Here is a 25352-nt window from a genome sequence, read left to right on the forward strand (position 1 = left end):
ATCAAACGAATTAATCATTCGTAATGACTGTATATTATATTACTCCCTACTTAGTTAATTTGCAATACCTTTTTATAAAAAAATATGGTTTGTTTTACTTGTTCCTCTCCGTATAGCGATTCTGCCCCTTTCATTTCCTACTAGATTAAAAAACTGGTACTTCAACCGTACCAGTTTGATCATTAATCAACAATTAACTTATCCCTTATTTACGGTGAACTTACACCGAAAACCACGATTACTATAATATGATTGCACCCCATTATAATAGGCAAAGGTTCGGCCATGGCGTTTACTGCCAAATAACGCATCCCCATGTTGACGAAATGCCGGGTCCGTTGCTAACCATGATTGGGACTTTTGGTCAAAATCCCCTAGCGTCTGCAAAAACTGATAATCTTCTTCAGTTAGCACGGCTGCTCCAATTTCATTAGACAATTGTTCCATCGATGTTGCATTCTTACGTGCCGCTAATGCTGCTTCATCGTAACAAACCGCGCGCCGGTCAACAGGTGATTCCTCAGCACAATCAAAGAAGACGTAGGTATCATCCGTTTCATTTACAAGATCAACTTCGCCCCCAGTCGCTTCCATCCGCGCTAAAACTTCCCATTGCTGATCAAGCAACAGGGCTGTTTGAACTGCTGTCCAATCAATTTCTGGGTGTCGTTCGGTTAACCGTTGTTGCAAAGTCGTTAAAAATTCTTGTTGATTAATTTCAATCATTAAGTCACCTATCACTAAAAATATTCCATCATATTAACGAAATTAATTTTACAATACTTATTACTAAAAGCACACTATTTAATAATCAATTCCACTTTCGGCTAGTATCAATTCGTCTTTTAATTGATACCGAAAATTTTTCACCCATTTTTGGTCAACTACATCGTGAGCTAATAAAAATCGTTGCCATGTGATATGGTAAAAATTCTACTAAATATTCCTCTAACGCATTATAGTGTTGCCCTCCTCGTTATCGATTTAAAGGCTAACTACCAAGATTAATCCGAAATAATCGACATTTGTATCTTCGTTTCGTTGAAGTAACTGATCATACTAATTTAAAACAAAATAGTAACCAATAATGCCACCTAGTTAGTCCAAAACTAACTGGGTGGCATTTTATTACTTTAAATTCCGAAAAATATACTTACCTTTTCCGTGACCGGTAACTGGTTTGATGCTTTCATCTCTGATTCTCCAGTTTATCGTATTCCTCTTCCGTCACAGGCTCACACCAAGTGACAGTGGCATTCGGATCATCCACTCCAGGAGCGATATGAGAAAACCAACTGTTCTTCGTTGCACCATGCCAGTGTTTCACCTCAGTCGAGATGTTTACCACATAACCGGGCTTTAGTAGCTGATCGGGTTTTCCTTTCTCCTGATACCAACCCTCACCGGCTACGCAGAGAAGTATCTTAGCTGCCTTAGCCAACTCATTAAAGCTAACAACTACGCCATCCTGCAGAACATCATCGTCTTTACTTTTATTATATTTCTTTACCAGTAACTTCATAATAGCTAAAGTTTCAGGCTTCAAGTAACTTAATGAATCAAAATCAATTACATAATCGTCCATGGCATATCCATGCTTTCATGATAAGCTAACTTTTTCACTTCCAGTATGATTCCTTTTTGAAAAATAACCAAGTTAGACGACTTAACACTAAATTATTCCACGTTGCAGTGCCATAAAAATCGTAATAACCAACAAATCTGCACTACCACCTAAGCTATAGTTTTTCTTTTTAAAAGTTTGATTGAGCTGCTGCATAAACTGTCTGCCAGCTGACGTACCGTAGCCACCTAGATTCAAGTATGTTTTTGCCTGTTCATGTGCCCAGGTAATCACTTCAAGGTTACCTGCTCTCTTAATTAAATTAGAATCTTCAATCTCACTTACTATCTTCATCAAGGTATCCAGCAAGCGCGTATTCAATTCACCATGACTTTGAGCTAAAAATGGTAATGAAATATCTCGCACTAACGGATAACCGGCTTCAGCTTCTGCTCTAACACCGCCCTTGCCATATTGCAAAAATTGTTTTTCACCAGCCGTCTCTTGCTTTTGTCCTAGATCACGCTTAACTAATCCTTTAGTCATTTCTTGAATAACTATGAATTCATCGCGATCATTTTTTTGACAATAGCTACTAGCACAGACAAATAAACCTAATGAAAAAAACTGCTCCTTTATGAGTATTTACATGGTCAGTAGCATTAAACATTGTTTTTTCAGCTTCTATTCCTGCCTGACGCAGCATTTCAAACATTTGTTTTAAATCTGTTCCACTAAATGTAGATCCTATTTTAGCAGCCTGGTTAAAATAATCAGATAGGCTTAAACTACTATCAATGAATAAATAAACATCCATATCAGGATGCGGCCCTACATCAACCGGATCTACCAATCCCGGTTTAGGATTAGTGACTACCTCATACAGCAATGACTTCAAAGCATTGCGAGTAATTTTTTCTATTGCCATTTTGTTCTTTCTAATTACTTAAATAGCGATTACTTAATAAGAAATGTCGCAGAATCTGGTTAAAACGATCAGGTACTTCAGCCATAATATCATGACCACAATTATCAACTAAAGCTGTCTTAATAGAACGATTGACCATAGTCATCCACTTAGCAAAATCCGCATCATAATATGGACTTTGCACAGCTGCAATCACATCAATTGGTACTGAACTATTCTTGATAATATCTCTCCAATCATATTTGATATGTTCACATAACAAATCAAAATTGTCAGCTCTACTGAAGGGATGCTCGACTCTCGCTTTATCGAGTGCAAAAGTTACATTACTGCTTAATCCATTGAGAGTTTCATGTACCTGTGGCTCTTCTTTAGCTTCAGTCAGATAATTATCCAGCGTGTAATTCATAAAACCGTACTGCCAATCGGACGTATTTAGCATATAAGGTGTCTGATCAACTACAACTACCAACTTAATCAATTCAGGCGCTGTTTTAATTAGATCATAAAGTAAACTGCCACCCATGGAATGTCCAACGAAAGCTGATTGCTTAATGCCTAAATGCTGGACTAATTCGATCAAATCATCTGTTAAGCGTTGCAAAGTATGACCTTGCGTCGTTCTTTGGCTGGAACCAAAATTGCGATGATCATATGTAATCACTTGATAGCCCATCTGAACAAAATAATCTACCTGCTCGGTCCATACTTCCTGATAGCCACCAAAACCAGCCACAAAAATAATGGGATTTCCTGTGCCTTTTATCTGATAATCAATCTTAATTCCATCACTAGTTACAAAATCCATTTTATTCCTCTTTAATCGCTTGCCATGGATCCTTACTTAGAATGGGCCCAGTTGCAGTTTTAATTAAAATCTGTTGGTCACGACCTAAAGAATATTCTTCTAATGAAAAACCATTTCCCCCATGAATCACTTGCACATCTACATGCGTACCAAATTGGTTTAGATTTGCCAAGAATTTTTTAGCCTCATCTACACTCATTTTAGGTAAATCCGGCATAATCAAATCCAAGTCACTGATATGTTCAGAACTCTCCTTAACCATCTTAATGCCAGTCGCCATTTCGTAAGCAAGTGAACCACTAATACCCCACTGATAATTAGTTAAAAGCGATGCAATTTTAATCAATGCCTGAACAGCAATCAGCTTCTGTCTTTCAATTGGTAAATCTCGCCAAGATTCATGCTTAATAAAATAATCAGGATGATAGTGTTTAACCACATTAGACCCTTTTAAATAGCCAGCTAAGCGCTGATTGCGCTCGTAACCGCGTAAACCCACCGGAATTAAAGCATCTTTTACTATGCCGCGTCTGACCACAACAATTTTAGCTTTAGACAAAGAATCCTTTGCCCATTTAGGTAAAGGATTCTCTTCTAATATTAAGTCATCGTTATTAGCAAAAGTTAATAAATCATGCGGCCAAATATTAGTTATTTTTCCCATTGACCATCAACCATTCCACGCATCTTAATTGTGGCCTTACGTCCACTTTCAATGGCAATTGGAGTTTCATAACGGAAGTGTAAATCAGTTGGCTGACCCTTAGTACTTGCAATTGCTTCATCGATTAAATCATGAACTTCTTTAACTGCATCGTCATTAGCATCCCAAGATGAAACATCGTGAACTAATTTGTATAAAGCACCTAATTTTTCATAATTAAAGATATCGTATGCCATTGCGGGAACATGCTTAGTAGCTTCCTCAAGTTCTGCAATCGTTCTTTGGGTGATACGAGCAGCTGATGCCTTAGACATAGCTTGAATAGTAATGGATTTATCAGCTAAAGCAATTATTCTGTTAGATTGCAAGCCGTGAGCCAAAAAGCCACCTGAAACGGCATCCCCAGGAATAAAATCAATTACTGGGTGCCCAGCTTGACGTGCCTTAGCATATGCAGCAGCACTAGAAGCCAAACCAATGTGAATACCAATTAACTCTTCCTTATAGCCATAAGCCTGACTCGGTACATCAACAATCAAAATAATTGGACGTTTAACTTCTTTATCCTTGTCTTCTTCAACAATCTTATTAACGATCTTAGAAATGACAAAGCCTTCTTGCAAACCCACTTCACCATTACGTACACGTGGGAAACGGTTATTCTTATCAGGAACGATGGCAATATATTCTTTTCCATCAACTTCAGCTGCTAAAACCGTTGGATATTCTGACTTAGCATTCTTAATGCCAGTCAATTTTTCAAACCATAAACGACCACGACTCTTGTCAACTGGAGTATCACTAGCAACAGTTGCAGTAATTTCGTGCTTTTCAGCCTTAGTTTCGCTAAAAATTTTACGATATTCCGCAGTAGTCAAAGGCTTAGAAAAATCAATCTTATCAAGCAAAGTCAAATAGAAATCAGCCTTATCTGTTCTGTGAGCATCTTTCTTTTGACCGATAGCTTCAGAAATTGAAGTTCTGATAGTTTCGACGTCATCTTCAACTAATTCGTCAGCAATACCAGTCTTTACTCTTTGACGAGTACCTAAAGTATCCCAGATTAAATCTTTATCGCTAGAATCAAATTCACGTACGCCAGCTTCTTGTTCGATAACTTCCGGACCGTTCAAAGCAACTCTAGCTTTTTGGGTAGTAATAAGATATGACAAAACAGCACTAGTAATTGACATACCGCCAAAACTACCCACTCTACCTGGAACTAAACCGATAACAGGAACATACTTCTTTAAGGCAATGACAGCATTTTGAATTTCAGAAATTGATAAAAGCCCATAATTTGCTTCTTGCAAACGTACACCACCAGTATCCAAAACAATGATTGGATAAATAGTTTTACCATTCTTGTTATCATCTAAGGCTTCTTCCAAAGTAGCAACGATTTTAGCACCGGAAACCTCTCCGATACCACCACCTTGGAACTTACCTTCGATTGAAATAACAACCACGTCTTTGCCGTTAAGCTTACCTTTAACTAAAATAATCCCGTCATCACTTTCAGGCACGATATTCTGTGGCTCAAGGTGAGGTGAAATCATATCATATTCTGGACCGACTAATTCACGACCAGAATTTTCATCAACTAATGCAAATGCACGTTGCCGGGCATTTAATTCAACAAAACTATTTTTCATCTTTTAATGCCTCCATTGCTTGAGTCAAACGCAAGTTAACAACACCAGGGGTTGCACCAAAATCATGCACAATAAATTTACCGTTTAATGGGTAGCGGGCAAAGAAACGATTTAAGACATTTTGCCAAACTTTGCCGAAACCATCGCTACCAGTAGTAATGTCTAGCATTGTCTTATCTCCATCTGCTGGATAAACTAAAATTTCTAGATCACCGGAGGCAACTACCCCAACATGTGCGAATTTTTTTTACAGGTGTAGAATTTTGATATTCAAAATGTAATTTTTCCATTCTCTTTTACCTCCTAAATTATGACCAAGATCTAAATTTTGCAGGTGGATTGTAAAGACCATGTGACCATTCAACAAGGTCATCCATGGTTTGAGCTGCAAGAAGTGAACGCTTAGCATCTTCACGGCGTACGCCTAAATCTTCTGGCAAAGCAACAATACCTTTTTCACGCAACCGCTTTACTTCTTTTGGATTTGAACGCAAACCAACTGGAGTTACACCGGCAATTGCCTCAATAGCAGCCTTTTTTTCTTCCATGCTGTCAGTCTTGTAAAGGTAGGCAATCCCTTCCTCAGTCACAATATGAGTGGTATCTTCTGAGTAAATCATGATTGGTACATTAGCCAACTTAGCTTCTTTTCTAACTTTTTCGGCATCCAAGTGATCAACAAAGACCGGCTTCTTATTTGAACCAAAAGTTTCAACCATTTGTACAACCAACTTTTGACCCTTAGCTAATGGATCATCATCTGGCTTCAAGCTTTGCCAAGCTGGAGTTGAGTGACGACGACCAGTTGGGTTAGAACCCATGTTAGGAGCACCACCAAAACCAGACAAACGACCGTTAGTAACAGTTGAAGAATTACCCCATTGATCAATTTGTAAAGTTGAACCTACGAACATATCAAGCGCATATTGCCCAGCAACTTGACCTAAAGCACGGTTAGAACGCATTGTACCATCTTTACCAACAAAGAAGATGTCAGGACGAGCGGCAATATATTTTTCCATTCCGACTTCACCACCAAATGAATGGACAGATTGAACCCAGCCACTTTCAATTGCTGGAATCAAAGTTGGAGTTGGGTTTAATTCCCAGTTGCGACAGATCTTACCCTTAAGTCCCAATTGTTCACCGTAAGTAGGTAAAAGAAGTTCAATTGCAGAAGTGTTAAAACCGACACCGTGGTTCAAGGTTTGAACATGGTGTTTAGCATATATTCCCTTAATGGCCATCATTCCCATCAAGATTTGCAATTCAGTAATTGCTTGTGGATCACGTGTAAATAATGGTTCTAGTTGATATGGTTTATCCGCTGGAATAACGATGTCTACCCAATCGCTAGGAATATCAACACGTGGCAACTTATCTACCACTTCATTAGCTTGAACAATGACGATTCCATCGTGGAATGCTGCAGCTTCAACGATTGTTGGTGTTTCTTCAGTGTTAAACCCAGTATAAAGATTACCCTCATGGTCAACCTTGTCTGCAGCTACTAAAACCACGTTTGGGATTAAATCAATGAATAAACGACCAAACAATTCAAGATAGGTATGAATGTCACCAACAGTCATTGTTCCGTCCGCAATCATTTGTGATACACGTGTACTTTGAGGACCGGCAAATGAAAAGTCCATCTTTGAAGCAATTCCTAAGTCAAAAATATCAAGGTGTTCGGGACGTGAGATACTAGACATAATCATGTGTAAATCATGAACACGTTCTGGATCAACCTTGGTTAATGCTTCTGACAAGAATGAAGCTTGCTTTTGGTTGTCACCTTCAAGCACTACCTTGTCTCCCGGCTTAATCAAAGCATTCAATACTTCAACAACATCTTTAGTTTTAGCAAATTTGCCGTTCAATAATGAACTGGCACTTGCTAAACGTGCATTCTTTGCATCTCGATGAGTATGCCAATTCTTTTCTTCAGTCATTATTTTTCTCCCATTTATTAAATAAATAATCTGCATCATCAACCAACATCGTTGATAATGTCACGATGTTCAGTTGATCCGTCTTAGCTTTTAATAGCTTTGTAAAAGCTGTTCCAGGTGAAAACTCACAGCTACTAGTTGGCTGATATTCAAGCGCAACTTGCATCATTGTTTCCCACAATACTGGATAAATTAGGTTATTACCTAAATCATAAGTAATGTCTTCTAAATTCTTTACCGCATGACCATTGTAGTTAGCCAAATAAATACAACTTGGCTTATGCAGATCTAGTGTGCTAATAAAAGCATTCAATTGATCTGCTGCCTTTTGCATTAATGGCGAATGTGATGGATTGGGCACATGCAAAAGTTTTGCTTTCGATGCACCATTTTCTTTCGCTAATTCAAGCATTTCTTCGATCGCACTAATCTTACCTGAAACGGTATTTTGCATTTCTGAATTTTGATTAGAAATATAAACTGGATTAGTCTCCGAATGCACCTGAGCAACCAGTTTCTTTACTTCTGATCTGCTTAAGCCAACTACGACACCCATGCCGTAACCTTCGGGATAACATTCCTGCATTAGCTTGGCTCTAAGAGCAACTAACTTAAAAACATCTTCCTTGCTAATTACCTTTGCGGCATAAGCAGCAGCAAAAACGCCCAAGGAATGCCCAGCAACCAAAGTTGGATTCCAGTCTAACTTTTGCAATCGATCAACTTGATCAATCTGTAAAAGTAAAATACTAAGCTGGATTTGAACAGAATCTTGATAAGCATCAGCCGTATCAACTAACTTAACATTCGTCCATTTTTCCACTTGTTCCTTTAATTGCTGGTTAACTTGATCAAGCATCCCCGCATGTTGACCCCCCTGACCTGGGAATAACCACAAGCTTCGCAAAATAATCACCTCTTTGGATCTCACTATTTTTAGTTTAAATCATTTGAATGATAATTTATAATATATAAACAGAATAATACTTAACCAAATAGTTATGAATTAGGTGATCAAAATGAACTTAACTACATTAAAATACTTTATTTCTGTGGCATCTCTCGGTTCAATTACTGAAGCTGCTAAAGAAGCTTATGTCAGCCAATCTGCCGTCAGCAAAACTATCAAGCAACTTGAAGAAGAAATTGACGTTAAACTATTCGACCGCGAAGGTAGAACGATTAAATTGAATCAACAAGGTAAACTTTTCTATTCTTACGTTTCTGATAGCTTAAATCTACTTGATAGAGGAATTAAGGCTGTTCAAGGTTCTAAAAATATCGATCAAAGCCCATTGAATGTTCTATTTACTGTAGCTTCGCCTTTAATTTCTAAAATAATTTTACGAATGCAGGAAGTATTACCCAACATTAGCTTGAATATTCATCAAAAAAATATTTTCGCCAAAGATTTAGAGCAATTTGACTTTATTATTTCCACTACTAAGATCCCTAACTTTAATAGCATCCCCATCACTACTGAGGAATTACTAATTGGGGCCAAAAAGGAAGCCTTCCTAACAGGGATTTTATTGAGCTAAAAGATTTAGAAAAATATGTTTTTGTTGGTTTGGATAAAGAAGCCGAACTGCAGCAAACTATCGACCAATTTTTAATCGCTCATAATATTATGCTCAATTATCAATATCAATCAGATGAACCCGCAACGGTACGGCAGCTAATTGCTAACGGAATCGGAATAGGTTTTATCCCCGCTATTAGCTGGCAGGATTTTGAAACACAAAATATTACTAAAATTCATATTTATCCAGAAACACCTCATCGCACAATTTATTTAAACTCGCCTCATCACAATTTGACTGATGCACAACGCCTTTTTAGCAACGAAATAGCCAATGTTTTTTTTACAAGAACGAGAGCATGCTCAACAATAATTTTTAATTAACCCTTTGCATTTTTGAAAAAAAACCGGTAAATTAAACTTGAACTTCTTTTGGACCTCACAATTCAAAAGAAAAGAGGGCTTCATATGAAAAGATATCAGTTTAAAAGTTATCACACGGCTGATATTGGTGATTATTTAAAAGTATTTGCTTGTACGGCTGTGATGTCACAGCCGATCATGTCAATGATCATGGGCGCGAATCAGTCAACTAATATACAAGACATCTTTGGTGTTTTCTACAATCTGGTTAAATACACTGCTCCAGCCTTTATTTTTGGGATTCTGTATACCACTATTCGAACTAATGATGAGCAAGGCAATTTTTCTTATCAAAAGCACATGCGGAGTAATTGGTCGAACTTATTTGTTCCGACCATCTGGTGGACTTTAATTTATTTATTGGGAATGCCATGGTTGCAACAGGTTAATAAATTCAATAACTTTGGCTCATTCTGCTGGCACTTTATCAATGGTAATGCGGCACCGTACTTGTGGTACAACACGATGATGCTGCAATTTATTATTTTGATGCCAATCTTTTGGGGATTAAGCCGCTATGTAGGACACAACTTAACACGCGGAATTTGGGTCGCAGTTATCACTTTTGTACTCTATTTTGCTTGGCTTTGGTTTTATGATTATTACGTCTTCCACGGCGTACACGAACATGATTGGTATCTGCTAGATCGTATTTTCATTTCATTCTTTATTTATGGTGTATATGGTATGCTAGCCTGGCAATTGCGCGGTCAATACAATCGGTTAGTCACTAAGTTCTGGTGGCTAATCGCAATCGCATTTGTTGGCTGCTTCATTTGGACTAACATTGAATTACAAAAGTTTGGTCATCCAATCAACTTAAACAATGCACCATATTACAAGCCTTCAATGACACTCTACTGTTTGGCAGTTATTGCGCTAGTTTCCGCATTTTGCTTGCATCAAGTGCGGAAGAATTCACAGACTAGTTTAAACGTTTTCCACTTCTTAGCCACTTATGCCTATCGTGCATATCTGTCTAATGTTTTTTGGAATCAATTAATCTGGCGCGGACTTAATATGCAATATCATGCCACTTATCATCCAATCTTAACCCTATTTGGCACATGGATTTTAACCTGGATTCTGTCATTTACTTCTGCGTATTGCTTACATGTCTGGTGGATGAAAGCGAAGACGTTGATTTTAAGGTAAAAAAGGCGCTACTTCTGATTTTTTTCAGAAGTAACGCTTGTTCTACCACTAGTCAAGTAAAACTTTGATACATAAGCGATAAGTTTTTAATAACTTAACTATTTTAAACTTGTCGATTTTAAATTTGATTACAAATGTTCAAATTTAGGTACACCAAAAAGACCTTAAGTATTTTAAAACAAAATAGTAACCAATAATGCCACCTAGTTAGTCAAAAACTAACTGGGTGGCATTTTATTACTTTAAATCCCGAAAAAAATATACTTACCTTTTCCGTGACCGGTAACTGGTTTAATAACCTGGTGCACCAACATCACTCTTAATAATTCTGAAGCTCGCGACGCTTTAATTCCCAAACCATTCATGACATCAGACCGTCCAAAAATTATTTGATCCCTAAATTTCGTCGCTAATTTTGTGATTTGATGACCGGTTTTGGGTGGAAAAATATTATCAATGTCCGGTTTCATTTGTTTCCTAAACTTACCGATAATATGCAATGCTCGATAGTAATTTTTCAGGGTAAGTCCTTCCTTAAAAATAAAAATAATTTTAAAGTTAAACTATTAAAAAACTGTGTTATTATACATAGGAAAGTAAAAACACGGTTCGGTTGGTAGTCCGAACATCAGTACCCACTGATCAGTATCCTTCCCTCCAGGATGTCCCACTTTCTTAGTCTAATTTAAGGAGGGGACATGATGGTTACTCAATCTTGTCTAACAATTATTTTTGATGGTAGTTTTTACAAAGCTATTTTAGAATGTCATGATGATGTTAACTATTCAGTTGCATCCGTTACCCTTGGCAGTTCAATACCAAAGATGTCATTAATCCTAAAACTGGTAAATCAGGATTATCAACGATTTCATTTTCATCATGAACCAAACGGAACGCCAATCGTTACGAAACACATTAACCCAAACGTGCCCAACGATTAGCCAATCGGACAATGCGGTCTCATGGCATTAGTACTAAAGCCCAAAGTACCCTACAAAACCAATTTGAGGAACGAAAAAGGTTACGTAAAGCAAAACACACTACTGAAAAACAATTAGCACAAGAGCTTCGTTACCAAAAACGAGTAGCTAAGCATCGCAAAAAAAACATCGTGGTCATTAATGTTATGCATGGTCGTTACTATTGACGACCATGTTTTATTTTTGCCTAAAAAAGTTGATATCTAGTTTCAGTACCTCAATTAGCTAGAATCGTAAAACAAAACTTCCTACCAACTTGGAAAGCAAAAAAGTGTACTAATTCCAATTGTCAAAAGAGGAATCCGTACACTTTTAATCTATTCATAATACCATAACACTGGCGTTTTCAGGCTATTCATCTGTACGTTCAAGCACCGTTACGATCTCAACATGCCACGAGATCAGTTGATCAATTACACATTCTTAATTAACCGCTAGTTAAGGCGGTTTGGGCTATCCAACTAAAAGCAGTACATCCGTTTACTCGAATCTAAAATGTTGAATCTTGAAGGATTTTAGTGATGGATAGTAGTTCACGGATTTTGTTGGTTTGTGGGAAAACTTATCTATATTGAACAGTGATATGTGTATTTTTTATAATCATGAAATACCTTTAATATTAAAGTTGATATTAGCTATTTTTTTCCTCATTTAATATTTTCAGCACATCAACAATTTTAGGCACAGTGATAATTTCTGACGCATCAACATCCCAATTATTTTCGTTAATCTTTTTACTATTTGTAACCCCATGATAAATCCTGGAACTATAGCCTTTTGATTCACACAATTTAATCATTTGATTTATTTTTTTCTTTGTTTTCATCAAAGAATTTTCTACCTGCATCTAGATATAGATACTGAATTCCTAAAAAATAATTTTCTAAATGCGGCATTATTGACAGGTTCCTATCATTTTCAAAAAAAGTTAGCTGATGTTTTTGTTTTGTGATAGAAATTATTATCCAGTACTGATTTGTTGAGATAAATATCCTTTTTTTAATTTGCCATTATCAACTATGTGTTCATTAATTTTACCAATAATAAATATTTTATGCTGCGCTATATTCCTAAGATGATATCCAATTCTATAAGACACGAATCGATCAAACATCCCATGCTCAAATTCAAGCCATTTTTGATAATATTCAGAGCTTAAATTACTTTTGGTCCAATTTTCTAAATAATTAATAATCAGTCTAGAATCCGAGAGGAAGTCAATTATTGCCCTAGCCACATGGGTATGAGATTCGACCGTATTTTCTAGTCGATTAATACTGAATATTAAATAATCATGTGCATCATTACCAATATAGAAAATATGAACTAACTGATTTAATAACCCCAAAGTTTATGCAAAAGTATGTGCAAGTTCTCTGTCATCACTATCTAAATCCCTGTTTAGTTTTATACTCATTGTCATATTTGGAAGTGTCACCATAAAAAAAATGGTATTTTTTCTGCACCATTTCCGTCCAATGTATCATTCGAGTTCAATCTACTTATACCTTCCCATCACAATATCTTTAACTTTTTGCAGATAATTATCAGTATATTCAAATATAAACAATTAACTATCAATGACAACCAGCATAACTTTCCCCTTATCTCCCAATTTTTATAAATGGTATTACTAATAAGGCCTAAATAGGCAACGTCACCTATGGATATTTAATATATTAATAACAAATCAAGATAACTAATTCAATAACGTTACTATAATTAACAAACTAAATTTGGTCCCCTGTCAATAAAATGTACAAATTAAATGGAGACTTTTGTGACTATGCAGCTTGTAATTTATAATGCTTTAATTGGCAATCTTCCTCAAACGTTTTTGGCGATTTAAATCCGCAATGGCTATGAATTCTGACAGTGTTGTAAAAAGTTTCAATGTACTCAAAAACCAACCGCCGAGCTTCGTGATAACTATAGATGTTGAATTAATTTAACCATTATCGCTTAATAAGCGCATGAAATGACTCGATACAAGCGTTGTCCCATGGATAATCCTTCTTAGAGTAAGACAAGGTAAATCCACATGTTGCAGCCATATAAGCCGTTGATGTAAACTGGCTACCACGATCACTATGCATAATTAGCGGACGAGTTACGTTGCGCCTGCGCTTAGCTCGCCCAATAAGCGATACAACATTACTTACTTCAAGATTATCAGACAGGTCCCAGGCAATAATTTTGCGCGAAAACAAATCCATGATAGATGTAGGATACACAAAGCCCTTACGTGTCGAAATATACGTCGTATCAATACACCAAGCAGCGTTTGGTGCATCGGGATTAAACTGTTCATCAAGTAGGTTAATAAGCTTTGAAGAGTAGTTTGAATTTTGTGTAGTAGCTACCCATGGCTTGATGTAAATGGTCTTGATTCCTAATTCTCGTATGTATAATCCCACTGTCCTAACCGATATATTATACCCAGCTTTCCTTAATTCTTGGGTAATTTTAGGCGCACCATAAACACATCGAAACTTCTTCCAAATTCTAAGAATTTCGTTCTTAATGACTTGTTTTTGATTTTTGGACTCAAGTATAGGACGTCGAATGGTGTCATAGTAATTTAACCGTGATAAGTCTAGGTTTTTAATCACCCAAGAGGCTGAAGAATATTCCGGTCCTTTTTTTTACAAGTTTTACCAACGATGTCATAAATGACCTCATTGCACTCAGCTACCCCAGAATCCTTATAGTTTTTTTAAGACTTCAATAGCTCCTTTGGCATCACGTAATTCACGCTTTAACCGTGCGTTTTTCTTTTCAATATCACTGGCATAATTACCAGAACCAATTCTAACCCCAAACCTTTGTGATTTACTGTTTCTAAAATTGTTCTATTCAATTAGACAAACTGGGATTTATGAAGCTGAATTTATCTACGAATTTATCTATTAAAGATTTTATCCATATTTGAATAAAATAAGGGTAAATCCAAATTTTCTTGCTTCCCAGCATCATAAATACTTTTACATCCATACATAATGTCTTTTACATCATTATGTAACGTCATAATTCTGCTTGTGAGCTCATTTCCTGCAAACATTCGTTTCATTATCATACCTGCGACAGCAGAAGGTATTTTGTAAGGAAGAAGTTCATTTTTATATAATTTCAAATTGACCCCTCTAGCTTTTACTACTTTAACAGTTTCTCTTACCGATTTCACTGCTATAGATAATGCGTGGGAATCTCTCATAAGATTAATCGCAAGCTGTTTTGGGTCATCAATTTTTCCTGCTCGTGCAGCAGTAGAAGTAACACCTGCATTTATTGCCATGTGAATCCATATCCATTCCACCATATCATAAGGAACTTCTGTTTTTAGGTCTGTAGATTTAAGAAGTTCTATCAAATCTCTATAGTTTGGAATGCTTGCTTTTTCCTTGCTTTCAAGCATTATATGGTCAAATAGAACACAGTTCAACTCTTGCTGTATCATACTTCCACCAGCAGTAGGAAATCCTATAATGTATTTAAAATTACCTACTATTTCTTCAATCTCTTTGCGACTGTTCCAAAAGTTACAGAATAATATCAAACTTCCCGTAATGTTGTTTTGCGAAAGTGTTGCTATAGCATCTTTTATTTTTCCGCGTGAAACACTCAAAAGAATAAAGTCATAACTTGTATCCGGTTTTGCAAGATTTACAGTGTATGTATCTGTTTTTTCTTCTCCCTTATTATTATAACGTCCGTCTAATATAGTTATATTCAGCTTTGCTGGAACATTTTGTTTTTTATTTTCCCTAACTAAATGCTCAATCTGATGTCCTGCTTTTTGAAATACATATCCATAAGTTGTACCTATCACACCTAAGCCTAAAATACATATTTTCAAATTTAGATCCTCCTTTAGTTCTTTGTATTAATTATAACCGATTTCGAATCTCTTTTTACCTTGTCCAATTTTTATTCTAACCCCAGGGCTTTTTTTTGTACATATTCCTAAACTATCTCTATATGGTTTTTTTTCTTAAGTATTCAATGCATCTCTGAAATCGTTCCATATATGTGTGATTATTAACTTCATAATAGTTTAAATAATCAACTTTATCAAAAACCTCAAGAGTAGCCTCACCGCTTAAAAGATTTTTATATACTAACATGATTAAATGATATGATCCATCGATTCCTAAAATAAGGTGCATCATATACGTTGAACCACCATTTTATTCAGGACACAATGCTTCAATACTATTTGGCGCCACAAGTACTTTCTTTTGTTTTACCGGTGACCATTTAACTGTATTAACCAAATCACCAAGATTCACATGAACAGCATCAAACTTTTTGTATGGATGATCATCATTTTCGCCTTTAATCGGATACGGAAAGAGCATGTACGTTCGTTGTATGGACCCTGAATTTACGTAAATTCTTAATTGTGGAACTCTAACGTGAAGCTTCTTTCCATCAATTACCACGCCTACTTCTTTATAGATGATACTTTTTTTACCTTCATATACCTCCAAATTAATTGCTAATTTACCCCTCAGATCATTTTTCAAAATTGTTGAACGAGCATAGTATACTGCACATCCTGATATTATTAACGAAAATACACTAATTCCTGTGGTAATATTCATTCTTAGATTACATCTTCCTTGTACAAATCCCGAATAGACCATTGAAATCTATTTCGAAAAAGTTGCACTCTTGCTTTTTGAGTGTGTTAAAAAGCACCTGGACTAAGTCACTTCATTAAAATCTACTCATTTTAAACACAAAACAAGCATCTAAAATATCCCATTATGTTGACCTAAATCGCACTTTATGTAACGCGACCCTACCAACCCTTCACCAAATTTTAATCGATTTCTGTCCGTTCCAGCAACGTCACACTCTCAACATGCGTCGTTTGTGGGAATTGATCAACCGGTTGAATTGGCTTCGTTACCCGATAACCTTGTTCCATTAATCGTTGCAGGTCCCGGACTAACGTGGCGGGATTACATGAAACATAGACAATCTTTTGGGGCGCCATTTTCCCGGCTGCTTCAATTAATTGTTCATCCAAGCCTTTCCGTGGTGGATCAACAATCAAGACATCTGGTTTTAAGCCGGCTGCTTGCCACTTGGCCATTTGTTCTTCGGCCTTACCAACCACAAATTCAGCATTCTCAATCTGGTTATGTAACGCATTTAACTTGGCATCTTCAATCGCCGCCGGAACTATTTCAACCCCATAAACTTTTTGCGCATGCTTCGCCACCGCCAACGAAATGGTCCCAATCCCACAGTACGCATCAATCACCGTTTGGGTCCCATCTAATTCAGCCGCATCAATGGCTGCTTGGTAAAGCTTTTCTGTTTGTTGCGGATTAACTTGGTAAAACGATAATGGTGAAATCGTAAAATCAATCCCCAACAATTGATCATGAATCGTTGGTTCGCCCCATAAAACGTGATTTTCCGGTCCTAACACGACATTCGTATTTTTAGCATTCACATTATGGATAATGCTCGTAATTCCCGGAATTTGATCCACCATGCCCGCCACTAATTCCTTAGCGTGTGGTAATTTTGATGTCCGTGTCACAATTACCACCATGACTTGGTGACTGTAATAGCCACGCCGGACCATTAAATGCTTAACATCACCCGTTTGCTTCGTTTCATCATATGCCCGTAACTTTAAGTCCCGCATTAAATTCCGCACCGTAACAATCGTTTGGTCAATCACCGGATCTTGGATATAAAAATCTTCCATCGGCACTAAATCATGACTACCACGCTTATAGAAGCCTGTTTGTAACGCCCCCCGTTGGTAACGAACGGGCACTTGGGCTTTATTCCGGTAATGGTATGGTGCCGCCATTCCGAGCGTTGGCGCCACCGTTAAATCAAGGTGGGCTTTAGTTAATAAGTCTTGAATTAACTTTTGCTTAAACTTTAATTGGGCTGGGTACTTCAAATGTCCTAACGGGGCAATCCCGGTTTGTAAAAACATTTGGTTGGCATTTTCCACGCGGTCAGGACTCGTGGTTAAGCGTTGCGTTAGCATTCCCCACGCAAAGTTTTGGGTTAATTTCGTCACCCGCACTTCCACTTTTTCCCCCGGCAACGTATCCGGCACGAAAATTGGGTATTGAGCGACTTTTAACACCCCGTTTCCTTGATACGTTAAATCCGCAATCGTCCCCGTGATGGTCTCACCCCGGTGAACTGGTAAATTTACTTTCATTCAAATCTCCTTAATCGACAAAAGCGGTCCGGTTTTGTTGCAAAACCCAACCGCTTTTCATTATTCATCCGCTAAATGATTATCAACATCCCGAATGAAATCTTGTTCCATCCGTTTCATTTCGGGGGTCATTTCACTGCTAATCGCATTCGTTGGAATTTGTTCCACATTGGCCACCACTTCAATATGTTGATGTAAATTATGGAAATGCTTTGGTGCATCCCCACCGTATTCACCATCTAAGTTAATCATCAAGCGATCAGCTTCATTCAATGGTTCAATCAACACATCTTTGGCCTTGACGTAAATCACCCGCTCATCATCAACGTGGGTTCCTTTCAAGGCTTTGGCCATAATTTGGAGCATGCCAGCAAGGGAACTATCCTTCACAATTAACAACGAGAAGTTACCATCATCCAATGATGCATCTGGCACCACTTGTTCAAAGCCTCCGACGGAATTCGTTAAGGCTAATAAAATTGTGGAAATATCACCTTCATAAACTTCGCCATCGTATGTCACTCGGACTTTGACCGGCTTCACCCGTGGCAACAATTCCGTTCCCTTGGCAAAGTAAGCTAAGTAACCAAACATTGACTTCATTTGTGATGGAACTTCATAGGTCAATTCCGTTAACGTTCCGGCCGCCGCAATGTTCATAAAGTAGTGATCTTCAACTTGCCCCACATCAATTTTAAATCGATTCTCCGGATTTAAAATCACGCGGGCCGCCCCAACTGGATCTTCCCGGGGAATCTTTAAGGCCCGAGCATAATCATTCGTCGTCCCGGACGGAATCACGGCCAATAATGGGCGATGCTCAAAGCCGGCAATCCCATTCATGACTTCGTTAATCGTCCCGTCACCACCGGCAGCCACGATTAAATCAAAGCCTTCCCGCACGGCCCGAGCTGCTTCATTTAAGGCCGAATTAGGTTCCGGCGTCGTAGCAAACGCACTCGTTTCATAGCCGGCTTGTTCATACACGGCTAAGATATCAACTAAATCATGCTTAATGGCTTCGCGCCCCGATGTTGGATTATAAATAATCCGTGCTCGCTTCGTCATCTACTTCTACCTCTATTGTGCGTTTAAGGCTTGCATTAACAACTTGTTAACCACGCCAGGGTTGGCCGTTCCCTTGGTTTGCTTCATAATTTGTCCAACTAAGAAACCAACCGCCCGGTCTTTCCCGTTCTTAAAGTCTTCAATTGATTGTGGGTTATTAGCTAAAATTTCATCCACAATTGGTTGTAATTGGGCTGGATCAGATAATTGAACTAAGCCATTCTTCTTCGCGAATTCCGCTGGTTCTTCCCCTTGTAAGATTCCTTGGAAGACCTTCTTGGCCATCTTAGATGAAATCGTGCCATCATCGATTAACTTAATCATTCCGGCTAAGTTAGCTGGCGTTAACTTAGTTTGTGGTAAATCAACGTGTTCGGTGTTTAAGTAACTGTTCACGTCGTTCATTAAGTAATTGGCTACCTTACGGGCATCCGCACCTTCAGCAACCGTGGCTTCAAAGAAGTCCGACATTTCCTTGGTTTGCGTTAAGACCATTGCATCATAATCCGTTAAACCAAGGTCATTGACATAGTGAGCCCGCCGTTCACCTGGCATTTGTGGCATTTCCGCCGTAATTTCCGCAATCCAGTCATCGCTAACATGAACGGCTGGCACATCTGGTTCAGGGAAGTAACGGTAATCGTCACTTCCTTCTTTCGTCCGCATGGAAATCGTTGACTTCGTGGCTTCATCGTACCGCCGTGTTTCTTGAACAATTTGCCCCCCAGCTAAGAGAACTTTTTGATGCCGTTCTTGTTCAAAGTTCAACGCATTCCGCACATAATTGAAGGAATTAATGTTCTTCATTTCCGTTTTGGTCCCAAATTCCTTAGCCCCATATGGCCGCACCGAAATGTTGGTATCAACCCGCATTGAACCTTCTTCCATCTTCACGTCGGAAATCCCCGTAAATTGAATCCGTTGCCGTAAGGCTTCTAAGTACGCTACCGCTTCGTCAGGTGAAGCGATATCAGGCTTAGACACGATTTCAATCAATGGCGTCCCTTGCCGGTTTAAGTCCACGTATGAATATTGACCGGTGTGGGTGTTCTTCCCGGCATCTTCTTCAATATGCATTTCAGCAATCCCAATCTTCTTTTTCTTGCCGTCAACTTCGATTTCCACCCAACCATCGTGAGCAATTGGCGTTTCGGATTGCGTAATTTGGTACGCTTTCGGATTATCAGGATAGAAGTAATTCTTCCGATCAAAGTGCATGTTTGGATTAATTTCCGCATGGAGGGCTAACCCAGCCATAATCCCGGCTTTCACCACACCCTTGTTTAACGTTGGTAAGACCCCAGGGTATCCCCAATCCAACATGTTAGTGTTTTCGTTGGCTGCCGCCCCAAAGTTAACTGGCGAAGGGCTAAAAATCTTGGAGTTAGTTTTTAATTCAACGTGACTTCCAACCCAATTGTCGTTTCAAAATTCATCTTATTGGTCTCCTCCTAACTTAGCGTGATGATTGTGGGCATCCGTAGTTTGTTCAAAGACGTACGCCGTGTTGTAAAGCGTTTGTTCGTCGTACTTCTTCCCAATTAATTGCATCCCAACTGGCATCCCATTCTTCTTGGAGAAGCCGGCTGGAATTGACATCGCTGGCACCCCAGCTAAGTTGGCCGTCACCGTTAAGATATCGTTGTAGTACATCTTCTTGGGATCATCAATATCTTCACCAATCTTGAAGGCCGTTGAAACTCCCGTCGCCCCGATAATCACATCATGATCTTCAAAAACCTTTTCAAAGTCTTGGGCAATTAAACGCCGAACCTTAGCCGCTTTGTTGAAGTAAGCATCGTAGAAACCAGCAGATAAGGAGAACGTCCCTAACATAATCCGGCGCTTAACTTCTTCGCCGAACCCTTCCGAACGTGTCTTAACGTAAACGTCTTCCAAGTTTTTCACATCATCAGCCCGGAACCCGTACCGAATCCCATCAAACCGTTGTAAGTTTGACGAAGCTTCGGATGACGCTAAGATGTAGTAAACCGGTACCCCATACTTCGTGTGTGGTAAGGAAACTTCATCGACAATCGCCCCGAGTGATTCTAAGTGCTTTAACCCAGCTTCAATGACTTCACGTACATCTTCATCAATTGCGTCACTAACGTATTCCTTTGGCACCGCAATCCGTAAGCCCTTAACACTCGCTTCGTCTAAGCCCGCTGCAAAGTCAGGCACCGCTTGGTGTGAACTCGTCATATCATGGTCATCTTGACCGCTAATGGCACTCATCAAGATGGCGTTATCCTTGACCGTCCGCGTAATCCACCCCACTTGGTCAAAACTCGAACCAAAGGCGATCACGCCCCAACGGGAAACCCGACCATACGTTGGTTTCATCCCAACAACCCCATTAAAGGCGGATGGCATCCGAATTGAACCACCAGTATCCGTCCCCAAGGCACCAAGGACGTCCCCAGCTGCCACCGCCGCGGCTGAACCACCAGAACTACCACCTGGTACCCGTGTTAAGTCCCATGGGTTCTTAGTCGTCCCAAAGTAAGACGTTTCGGTTGAGGAACCCATTGCGAATTCATCGAGGTTCGTCTTCCCGACATTGATTGCCCCAGCTTGGTTTAATTTTTCCACCACCGTGGCATCGAAAACGGGGGTGAAATGTTCCAACATCTTCGAAGAAGCCGTCGTCGTTAAGCCTTGCGTTAAAATGTTGTCTTTCACCGCTAAAGGAATCCCGGCTAATAATTGGTCTTCCTTAATCCCAGCTGCATCTAAAGCTTGGGCTTGCTTAAGGGCCGCTTCATCATTACGGTTCACAAAGGCATTAACATCAGCTTCCGTAGCGTCCATCCGCTTGAGACTGGCTTCCACTAATTCCGTGGCCGTTACTTTCCCAGCCACTAAATCAGCATGTAATTGGGTAATATCCGTTTGGTTAAAATCCATGGTTAATTAGTCCTCACTTCCGTCTAAGATTGCTGGCACCTTGATTAACCCATTTTCAGTTTCCGGCGCATTATCGAGTAAGGCTTGCCGCAATTCATCACTACTCTTAACGGCGACGTCTTCACGCATCACATTAACTTCATCCGTGGCCGTCGTCATTGGGGCGACGCCCGTCGTATCAACTTCTTCTAATTGATCAAACAATTCCACAATTGCTTCAAGTTGTGGAACAAATTTATCTAATTCTGCATCCGTAAAGGATAACTTGGCCAATTCGGCCACGTGCTTTACCTGTTCACGGTCTAAATTTGCTGCCATGCATCGGTCCTCATTTCTATCAAATTCAATTATCTACAAACATTTATTTTACCACACTTCAACGCGTTAATAAGCACTGAAGACGTGGCGGTTATAGTTATCGGAGTTTCCATCACGATAAACCACCGCTTGGATATCATTATCCGTGGTTTGAATCTTAATTTCGATTGGCACCCCACTTGGTAAATACTTCTTAGCTTGGCGTTCGACATATTGCGTAAAACTCTGAATTTCACTCTCGCTATAGAACTGAGTGGAAATCGTCACGTTCATCCCGCTTAAATTGCCGTTATAGTATTGCGCTTGGGCCGTCACCCCACTTAAATTCGGGAAGAAGTTTTGAATCCGATCCCGAAAGTTCGTGAAGTTTTGCGTATCATCATCTTTTTTTATCGGTCTTCGTGGTTGTTGTTTCGACTTCTGGTAACAGTTTGGTTTGGTAATCAAGCTTCTTCCAGTGTTGGATTTGATTTCCTTCAGCGCGTGTATAAGCGACAAAGTTCCCACCAACCAAACTTTCATCACCAGCTTGTTGGTAAATCGCAAAGACAATTGGAATCCGTTGCGTCGCCTTTTTTTGCCGGAGTCGTTGCATTTTCGCGGCAGCGGCTTTCCCAGCAGCCTGGGCTTCACTTGATTCAATGTCCTTCGTGTACGTTGGTCCATCAGCTTTCTTTTGATACTGATATTGTGAATTAACCGCAATCCCAATCACCATCCCCCGCAACGATAATTGATTGCCTGATTGTGTCATAAAATCTTGCTCTTCAATTTGTTGCAGATATTCTGGATTGGGATTATCTTTACTTCCCTTGGCCGGATTTAACCCTTGGGGATGCTTTTCTGATTTGCGAGCCAACCATTGGTTAATAGTGTGACTAGATAAGTATTGTCCCTCTTGAAAAATATACGTTTTGGGGGCAAATTCTTGTTTAGCCACATTTATCAGCCCACTATCAAAACTCTTTAAGCTCGTAATGGAGTTCCCATTGTCTAAATTCACGCCTCGCGACTTACTAACGAGATACTTCCCATTCACCACCACCGTCCGGTAAGTATTATTACTCCCGTTTGATAAGGTGGTCATTTGCTTGCTTTTCGAATTGCCACAAGCCGCAAGCAAGAGTCCTAAACTCACGACCAATGATAAACTGACTAACTTCCGCTTCATTTTGTTGCTTCCTCCATCGCCGCTTGGAATTGCGTTTCATTCCAAACGAGCACTGATAATTGTTGCGCTTTTGCTAATTTACTACCAGCTTTTTCTCCCGCAATTAATAAATCTGTCTTTTTGGAAACACTACCGGTCACCTTTGCTCCCTGCGCTTCCAACCATTGCTTCGCATCTGAACGGCTCATCGTAGTTAAGGTCCCCGTTAGGACTACCGTTTTACCCGTCCATTCACTATTATCGCTCGCGGTCGTTGGCGCTAAGTAGGTGAAATTAACGCCAGCGGTTTGTAATTCAGTAATTAAAGTTTGAACTTGCGGATTGGCAAAGTAGGTTTTAAGGCTGGCAGCAATCGTCGGTCCAATTGAATCTACAGCCGCAATTTGCTCCTCATCCGCGGCCATCAACGTTGGTAAATCTCCAAACTCGGCCATTAACAGTTGGGCGGCTTTGCCCCCAACGTGACGAATTCCGAGCCCAAATAGTAATCGTTCCGCTGAATTTTGGCGACTTTGATCAATCGCAGTTAGCAATTTAGTCGCCGATTTTTCACCAACTTTATCTAACGTTAACAATTCGGCCAAGGTTAATTGATACAACCCAGCCACATCATGAACTAATTGTTTATCCCACAATTGTTCTAAAATTTTCGGTCCTAATCCATCAATATTCATGGCGTTTCGAGAAACAAAATGCGCCAAGCCTTCCTTAATTTGGGCTGGACACATCGGATTCAAGCACCGCAAGGCCACTTCATCCGCCAAATTAACTAATTCGTGTTCACACACCGGACAATGCGTTGGGATTTGATATGGTTGGCTATCGGCTGGTCGTTGATCCACGACCACCCGTTCAATTTCCGGAATAATATCACCAGCTTTATGCAACAACACCGTATCACCTAAGCGAATATCTTTAGCTTGTAGATAATCCGGATTATGTAAGGACGCCCGACTCACCGTGGTACCAGCGAGTTGGACTGAATCCATCACGGCCGTTGGCGTCACCGTTCCCGTCCGGCCCACGGTCCATTCAATCGCTCGAACCACGGTTGGCGCCTCTTCAGGTGGGAATTTATAAGCAATTTCCCACCGCGGAACTTTCACCGTAGCCCCGAGTTGGGTTTGTAAGGTTAAATCGTTCACCTTTTCTACAATCCCGTCAATTCCATATGGTAATTGATCACGTTGCGCAGTGTACCGATCAATATACGCTTTAATTTCAGCTGGTGTCCGCACCACTTGATTATCCAAATTAACCGGTAAGCCCAGCGCAGCCATTTTTTTTCCAACGCTTCCACTTGGGTCGTCACGCCGAACGTTTCATAATCCGGCACATAATACATAAAGACCGTCAATTCTCGGCAGCCGTAACTGCTGAATCAAGTTGCCGCAAACTCCCTGCCGCCGCATTTCGGGGGTTAGCGAAGACCGGTTCCCCATTTGCTTCTCGTTGGGCATTTAACTTGGCAAAGGCGGCTTTAGGCATATAACATTCACCACGAAATTCAAGCGACCACGGTTCGGGTAACGTTTGGGGCACACTTTTGATCGTCTTTACATTGGCCGTCACATCTTCTCCGACCAAGCCATTCCCCCGCGTTGACGCTTGGACCAAGCGTCCTTCTTCATAAACTAATGATAACGACAAGCCATCAATTTTTAATTCCAGGTTATAAGCTAAGTCCTCAGTTGCAACTTGGTTGGCTAACCGATTATTAAATGCTAATAATTCATCGAGCGAAAAAACATCCCCCATTGATAACATTGGTTGCTCATGCGGTACTTTGGCAAGTTGACCTTGGGTTTGTCCACCAACTAATTGGGTGGGGGAATCCGGAGTTACTAAGTCCGGATACTTAGTTTCAATCGCAACTAATTCGGCATAGGCTTGATCATAGACATAATCGGCGACGCTAGGTGCATCTTGTTCGTAATATTCTTTCCCCCATTGACGCAATTGGGCCCGTAATTCCGGCAATTTAGCTGCGAGTTGGTCCTTGGATAATTCGGTTAACTGTTCGTTTGCCATG

Annotated in this window: 18 protein-coding genes and 6 pseudogenes; 4 read left to right on the top strand and 20 right to left on the bottom strand. The window is 39.6% G+C overall.

The genetic code is table 11. The annotated features are described in order from the left end of the window. Positions 1-198 precede the first annotated feature (198 nt). The 9 genes and pseudogenes from JCM14505_RS01535 to JCM14505_RS01575 all read right to left on the bottom strand — a co-directional run bounded on the left by JCM14505_RS01535 (position 199) and on the right by JCM14505_RS01575 (position 8502). Positions 199-726 (bottom strand): DUF4256 domain-containing protein, encoded by a 528-nt coding sequence (locus JCM14505_RS01535; protein ID WP_054652394.1) that lies wholly within the window; start codon positions 724-726, stop codon positions 199-201. 463 nt (positions 727-1189) lie between these two features. Continuing rightward, a complete protein-coding gene (locus JCM14505_RS08880) occupies positions 1190-1585 on the bottom strand; it encodes a cupin domain-containing protein (RefSeq protein WP_153010955.1) in 396 nt (131 codons plus the stop codon). Between the two features lie 87 nt (positions 1586-1672). Continuing rightward, positions 1673-2492, bottom strand: a pseudogene (locus JCM14505_RS01545) (triphosphoribosyl-dephospho-CoA synthase). A 10-nt stretch (positions 2493-2502) separates the two neighbouring features. Then, on the bottom strand, positions 2503-3300 hold the full coding sequence (locus tag JCM14505_RS01550) for an alpha/beta fold hydrolase (RefSeq protein WP_054652396.1): 798 nt from the start codon (positions 3298-3300) through the stop codon (positions 2503-2505). Position 3301: 1 nt separating this feature from the next. After that, positions 3302-3964, bottom strand: a complete 663-nt coding sequence (locus tag JCM14505_RS01555) for a malonate decarboxylase holo-ACP synthase (RefSeq protein ID WP_054652398.1) — start codon at positions 3962-3964, stop codon at positions 3302-3304. After that, positions 3952-5619, bottom strand: a complete 1668-nt coding sequence (gene mdcD / locus JCM14505_RS01560) for a biotin-independent malonate decarboxylase subunit beta (RefSeq protein WP_054652400.1) — start codon at positions 5617-5619, stop codon at positions 3952-3954. The genes JCM14505_RS01555 and mdcD overlap by 13 nt, the downstream gene beginning before the upstream one ends. After that, positions 5609-5909, bottom strand: a pseudogene (locus JCM14505_RS01565) (malonate decarboxylase subunit delta). Before JCM14505_RS01565 ends, mdcD begins: the two are co-directional and overlap by 11 nt. Positions 5910-5927: 18 nt before the next feature. After that, complete coding sequence (gene mdcA, locus JCM14505_RS01570; protein ID WP_054652402.1) at positions 5928-7571, bottom strand: malonate decarboxylase subunit alpha; 1644 nt, start codon at positions 7569-7571, stop codon at positions 5928-5930. Beyond that, on the bottom strand, positions 7564-8502 hold the full coding sequence (locus tag JCM14505_RS01575; RefSeq protein WP_225352214.1) for an ACP S-malonyltransferase: 939 nt from the start codon (positions 8500-8502) through the stop codon (positions 7564-7566). The genes mdcA and JCM14505_RS01575 overlap by 8 nt, the downstream gene beginning before the upstream one ends. A gap of 88 nt (positions 8503-8590) precedes the next feature. Here JCM14505_RS01575 and JCM14505_RS09325 point away from each other — a divergent pair, with 88 nt between their 5' ends. From JCM14505_RS09325 to JCM14505_RS01595, 4 genes and pseudogenes are all read left to right on the top strand, one after another. After that, positions 8591-9112: a LysR family transcriptional regulator gene (locus tag JCM14505_RS09325; protein WP_225352215.1), complete on the top strand. Its 522-nt coding sequence runs from the start codon at positions 8591-8593 to the stop codon at positions 9110-9112. A gap of 29 nt (positions 9113-9141) precedes the next feature. Continuing rightward, on the top strand, positions 9142-9477 hold the full coding sequence (locus tag JCM14505_RS09330; protein WP_263848926.1) for a LysR family transcriptional regulator substrate-binding protein: 336 nt from the start codon (positions 9142-9144) through the stop codon (positions 9475-9477). An 84-nt stretch (positions 9478-9561) separates the two neighbouring features. Beyond that, positions 9562-10671 carry an acyltransferase family protein gene (locus JCM14505_RS01585; RefSeq protein WP_054652406.1) on the top strand — a complete coding sequence of 370 codons (1110 nt, stop codon included), beginning with the start codon at positions 9562-9564 and terminating at the stop codon, positions 10669-10671. A gap of 701 nt (positions 10672-11372) precedes the next feature. Continuing rightward, positions 11373-11818: pseudogene (locus JCM14505_RS01595) on the top strand (YjdF family protein). 464 nt (positions 11819-12282) lie between these two features. On the opposite strand, the gene JCM14505_RS01600 reads toward JCM14505_RS01595, so the two are convergent. The 11 genes and pseudogenes from JCM14505_RS01600 to ligA all read right to left on the bottom strand — a co-directional run bounded on the left by JCM14505_RS01600 (position 12283) and on the right by ligA (position 25351). After that, a complete protein-coding gene (locus JCM14505_RS01600; RefSeq protein WP_156249810.1) occupies positions 12283-12477 on the bottom strand; it encodes a hypothetical protein in 195 nt (64 codons plus the stop codon). A gap of 1129 nt (positions 12478-13606) precedes the next feature. Then, a complete protein-coding gene (locus JCM14505_RS01610; protein WP_225352216.1) occupies positions 13607-14263 on the bottom strand; it encodes an IS3 family transposase in 657 nt (218 codons plus the stop codon). Between the two features lie 290 nt (positions 14264-14553). Further along, positions 14554-15507 (bottom strand): ketopantoate reductase family protein, encoded by a 954-nt coding sequence (locus tag JCM14505_RS01615; RefSeq protein ID WP_054652414.1) that lies wholly within the window; start codon positions 15505-15507, stop codon positions 14554-14556. A 331-nt stretch (positions 15508-15838) separates the two neighbouring features. Then, on the bottom strand, positions 15839-16255 hold the full coding sequence (locus tag JCM14505_RS01625) for a hypothetical protein (protein ID WP_054652418.1): 417 nt from the start codon (positions 16253-16255) through the stop codon (positions 15839-15841). A 221-nt stretch (positions 16256-16476) separates the two neighbouring features. After that, a complete protein-coding gene (gene rlmD / locus JCM14505_RS01630; protein WP_054652420.1) occupies positions 16477-17853 on the bottom strand; it encodes a 23S rRNA (uracil(1939)-C(5))-methyltransferase RlmD in 1377 nt (458 codons plus the stop codon). A 60-nt stretch (positions 17854-17913) separates the two neighbouring features. Continuing rightward, positions 17914-18921 (bottom strand): diacylglycerol kinase, encoded by a 1008-nt coding sequence (locus JCM14505_RS01635; protein WP_054652422.1) that lies wholly within the window; start codon positions 18919-18921, stop codon positions 17914-17916. 12 nt (positions 18922-18933) lie between these two features. Further along, positions 18934-20357: pseudogene (gene gatB, locus JCM14505_RS01640) on the bottom strand (Asp-tRNA(Asn)/Glu-tRNA(Gln) amidotransferase subunit GatB). Position 20358: 1 nt separating this feature from the next. Next, entirely contained in the window at positions 20359-21831 is a 1473-nt protein-coding gene (gene gatA, locus JCM14505_RS01645) for an Asp-tRNA(Asn)/Glu-tRNA(Gln) amidotransferase subunit GatA (protein WP_054652423.1), read from the bottom strand. A gap of 6 nt (positions 21832-21837) precedes the next feature. Continuing rightward, positions 21838-22149, bottom strand: a complete 312-nt coding sequence (gatC, locus tag JCM14505_RS01650) for an Asp-tRNA(Asn)/Glu-tRNA(Gln) amidotransferase subunit GatC (RefSeq protein WP_054652424.1) — start codon at positions 22147-22149, stop codon at positions 21838-21840. A gap of 66 nt (positions 22150-22215) precedes the next feature. After that, positions 22216-23320, bottom strand: a pseudogene (locus JCM14505_RS01655) (CamS family sex pheromone protein). After that, positions 23317-25351 (bottom strand): annotated as a pseudogene (gene ligA, locus JCM14505_RS01660) (NAD-dependent DNA ligase LigA). The pseudogenes JCM14505_RS01655 and ligA overlap by 4 nt, the downstream one beginning before the upstream one ends. Between the last annotated feature and the right edge of the window lies 1 nt (position 25352).

Origin of the sequence: Limosilactobacillus equigenerosi DSM 18793 = JCM 14505, from assembly GCF_001311375.1 — a bacterium.
GTDB classification, from domain to species: Bacteria; Bacillota; Bacilli; order Lactobacillales; family Lactobacillaceae; genus Limosilactobacillus; species Limosilactobacillus equigenerosi.

What these genes read in the sequence shown, in the direction of transcription:
- JCM14505_RS01535 (WP_054652394.1), bottom strand. Translation starts at nt 726, where the DNA reads ATGATTGAAATTAATCAACAAGAATTTTTAACGACTTTGCAACAACGG.
- JCM14505_RS08880 (WP_153010955.1), bottom strand. Translation starts at nt 1,585, where the DNA reads ATGGACGATTATGTAATTGATTTTGATTCATTAAGTTACTTGAAGCCT.
- JCM14505_RS01550 (WP_054652396.1), bottom strand. Translation starts at nt 3,300, where the DNA reads ATGGATTTTGTAACTAGTGATGGAATTAAGATTGATTATCAGATAAAA.
- JCM14505_RS01555 (WP_054652398.1), bottom strand. Translation starts at nt 3,964, where the DNA reads ATGGGAAAAATAACTAATATTTGGCCGCATGATTTATTAACTTTTGCT.
- mdcD (WP_054652400.1), bottom strand. Translation starts at nt 5,619, where the DNA reads ATGAAAAATAGTTTTGTTGAATTAAATGCCCGGCAACGTGCATTTGCA.
- mdcA (WP_054652402.1), bottom strand. Translation starts at nt 7,571, where the DNA reads ATGACTGAAGAAAAGAATTGGCATACTCATCGAGATGCAAAGAATGCA.
- JCM14505_RS09325 (WP_225352215.1), top strand. Translation starts at nt 8,591, where the DNA reads ATGAACTTAACTACATTAAAATACTTTATTTCTGTGGCATCTCTCGGT.
- JCM14505_RS01585 (WP_054652406.1), top strand. Translation starts at nt 9,562, where the DNA reads ATGAAAAGATATCAGTTTAAAAGTTATCACACGGCTGATATTGGTGAT.
- JCM14505_RS01600 (WP_156249810.1), bottom strand. Translation starts at nt 12,477, where the DNA reads ATGAAAACAAAGAAAAAAATAAATCAAATGATTAAATTGTGTGAATCA.
- JCM14505_RS01625 (WP_054652418.1), bottom strand. Translation starts at nt 16,255, where the DNA reads ATGAATATTACCACAGGAATTAGTGTATTTTCGTTAATAATATCAGGA.
- rlmD (WP_054652420.1), bottom strand. Translation starts at nt 17,853, where the DNA reads ATGAAAGTAAATTTACCAGTTCACCGGGGTGAGACCATCACGGGGACG.
- JCM14505_RS01635 (WP_054652422.1), bottom strand. Translation starts at nt 18,921, where the DNA reads ATGACGAAGCGAGCACGGATTATTTATAATCCAACATCGGGGCGCGAA.
- gatA (WP_054652423.1), bottom strand. Translation starts at nt 21,831, where the DNA reads ATGGATTTTAACCAAACGGATATTACCCAATTACATGCTGATTTAGTG.
- gatC (WP_054652424.1), bottom strand. Translation starts at nt 22,149, where the DNA reads ATGGCAGCAAATTTAGACCGTGAACAGGTAAAGCACGTGGCCGAATTG.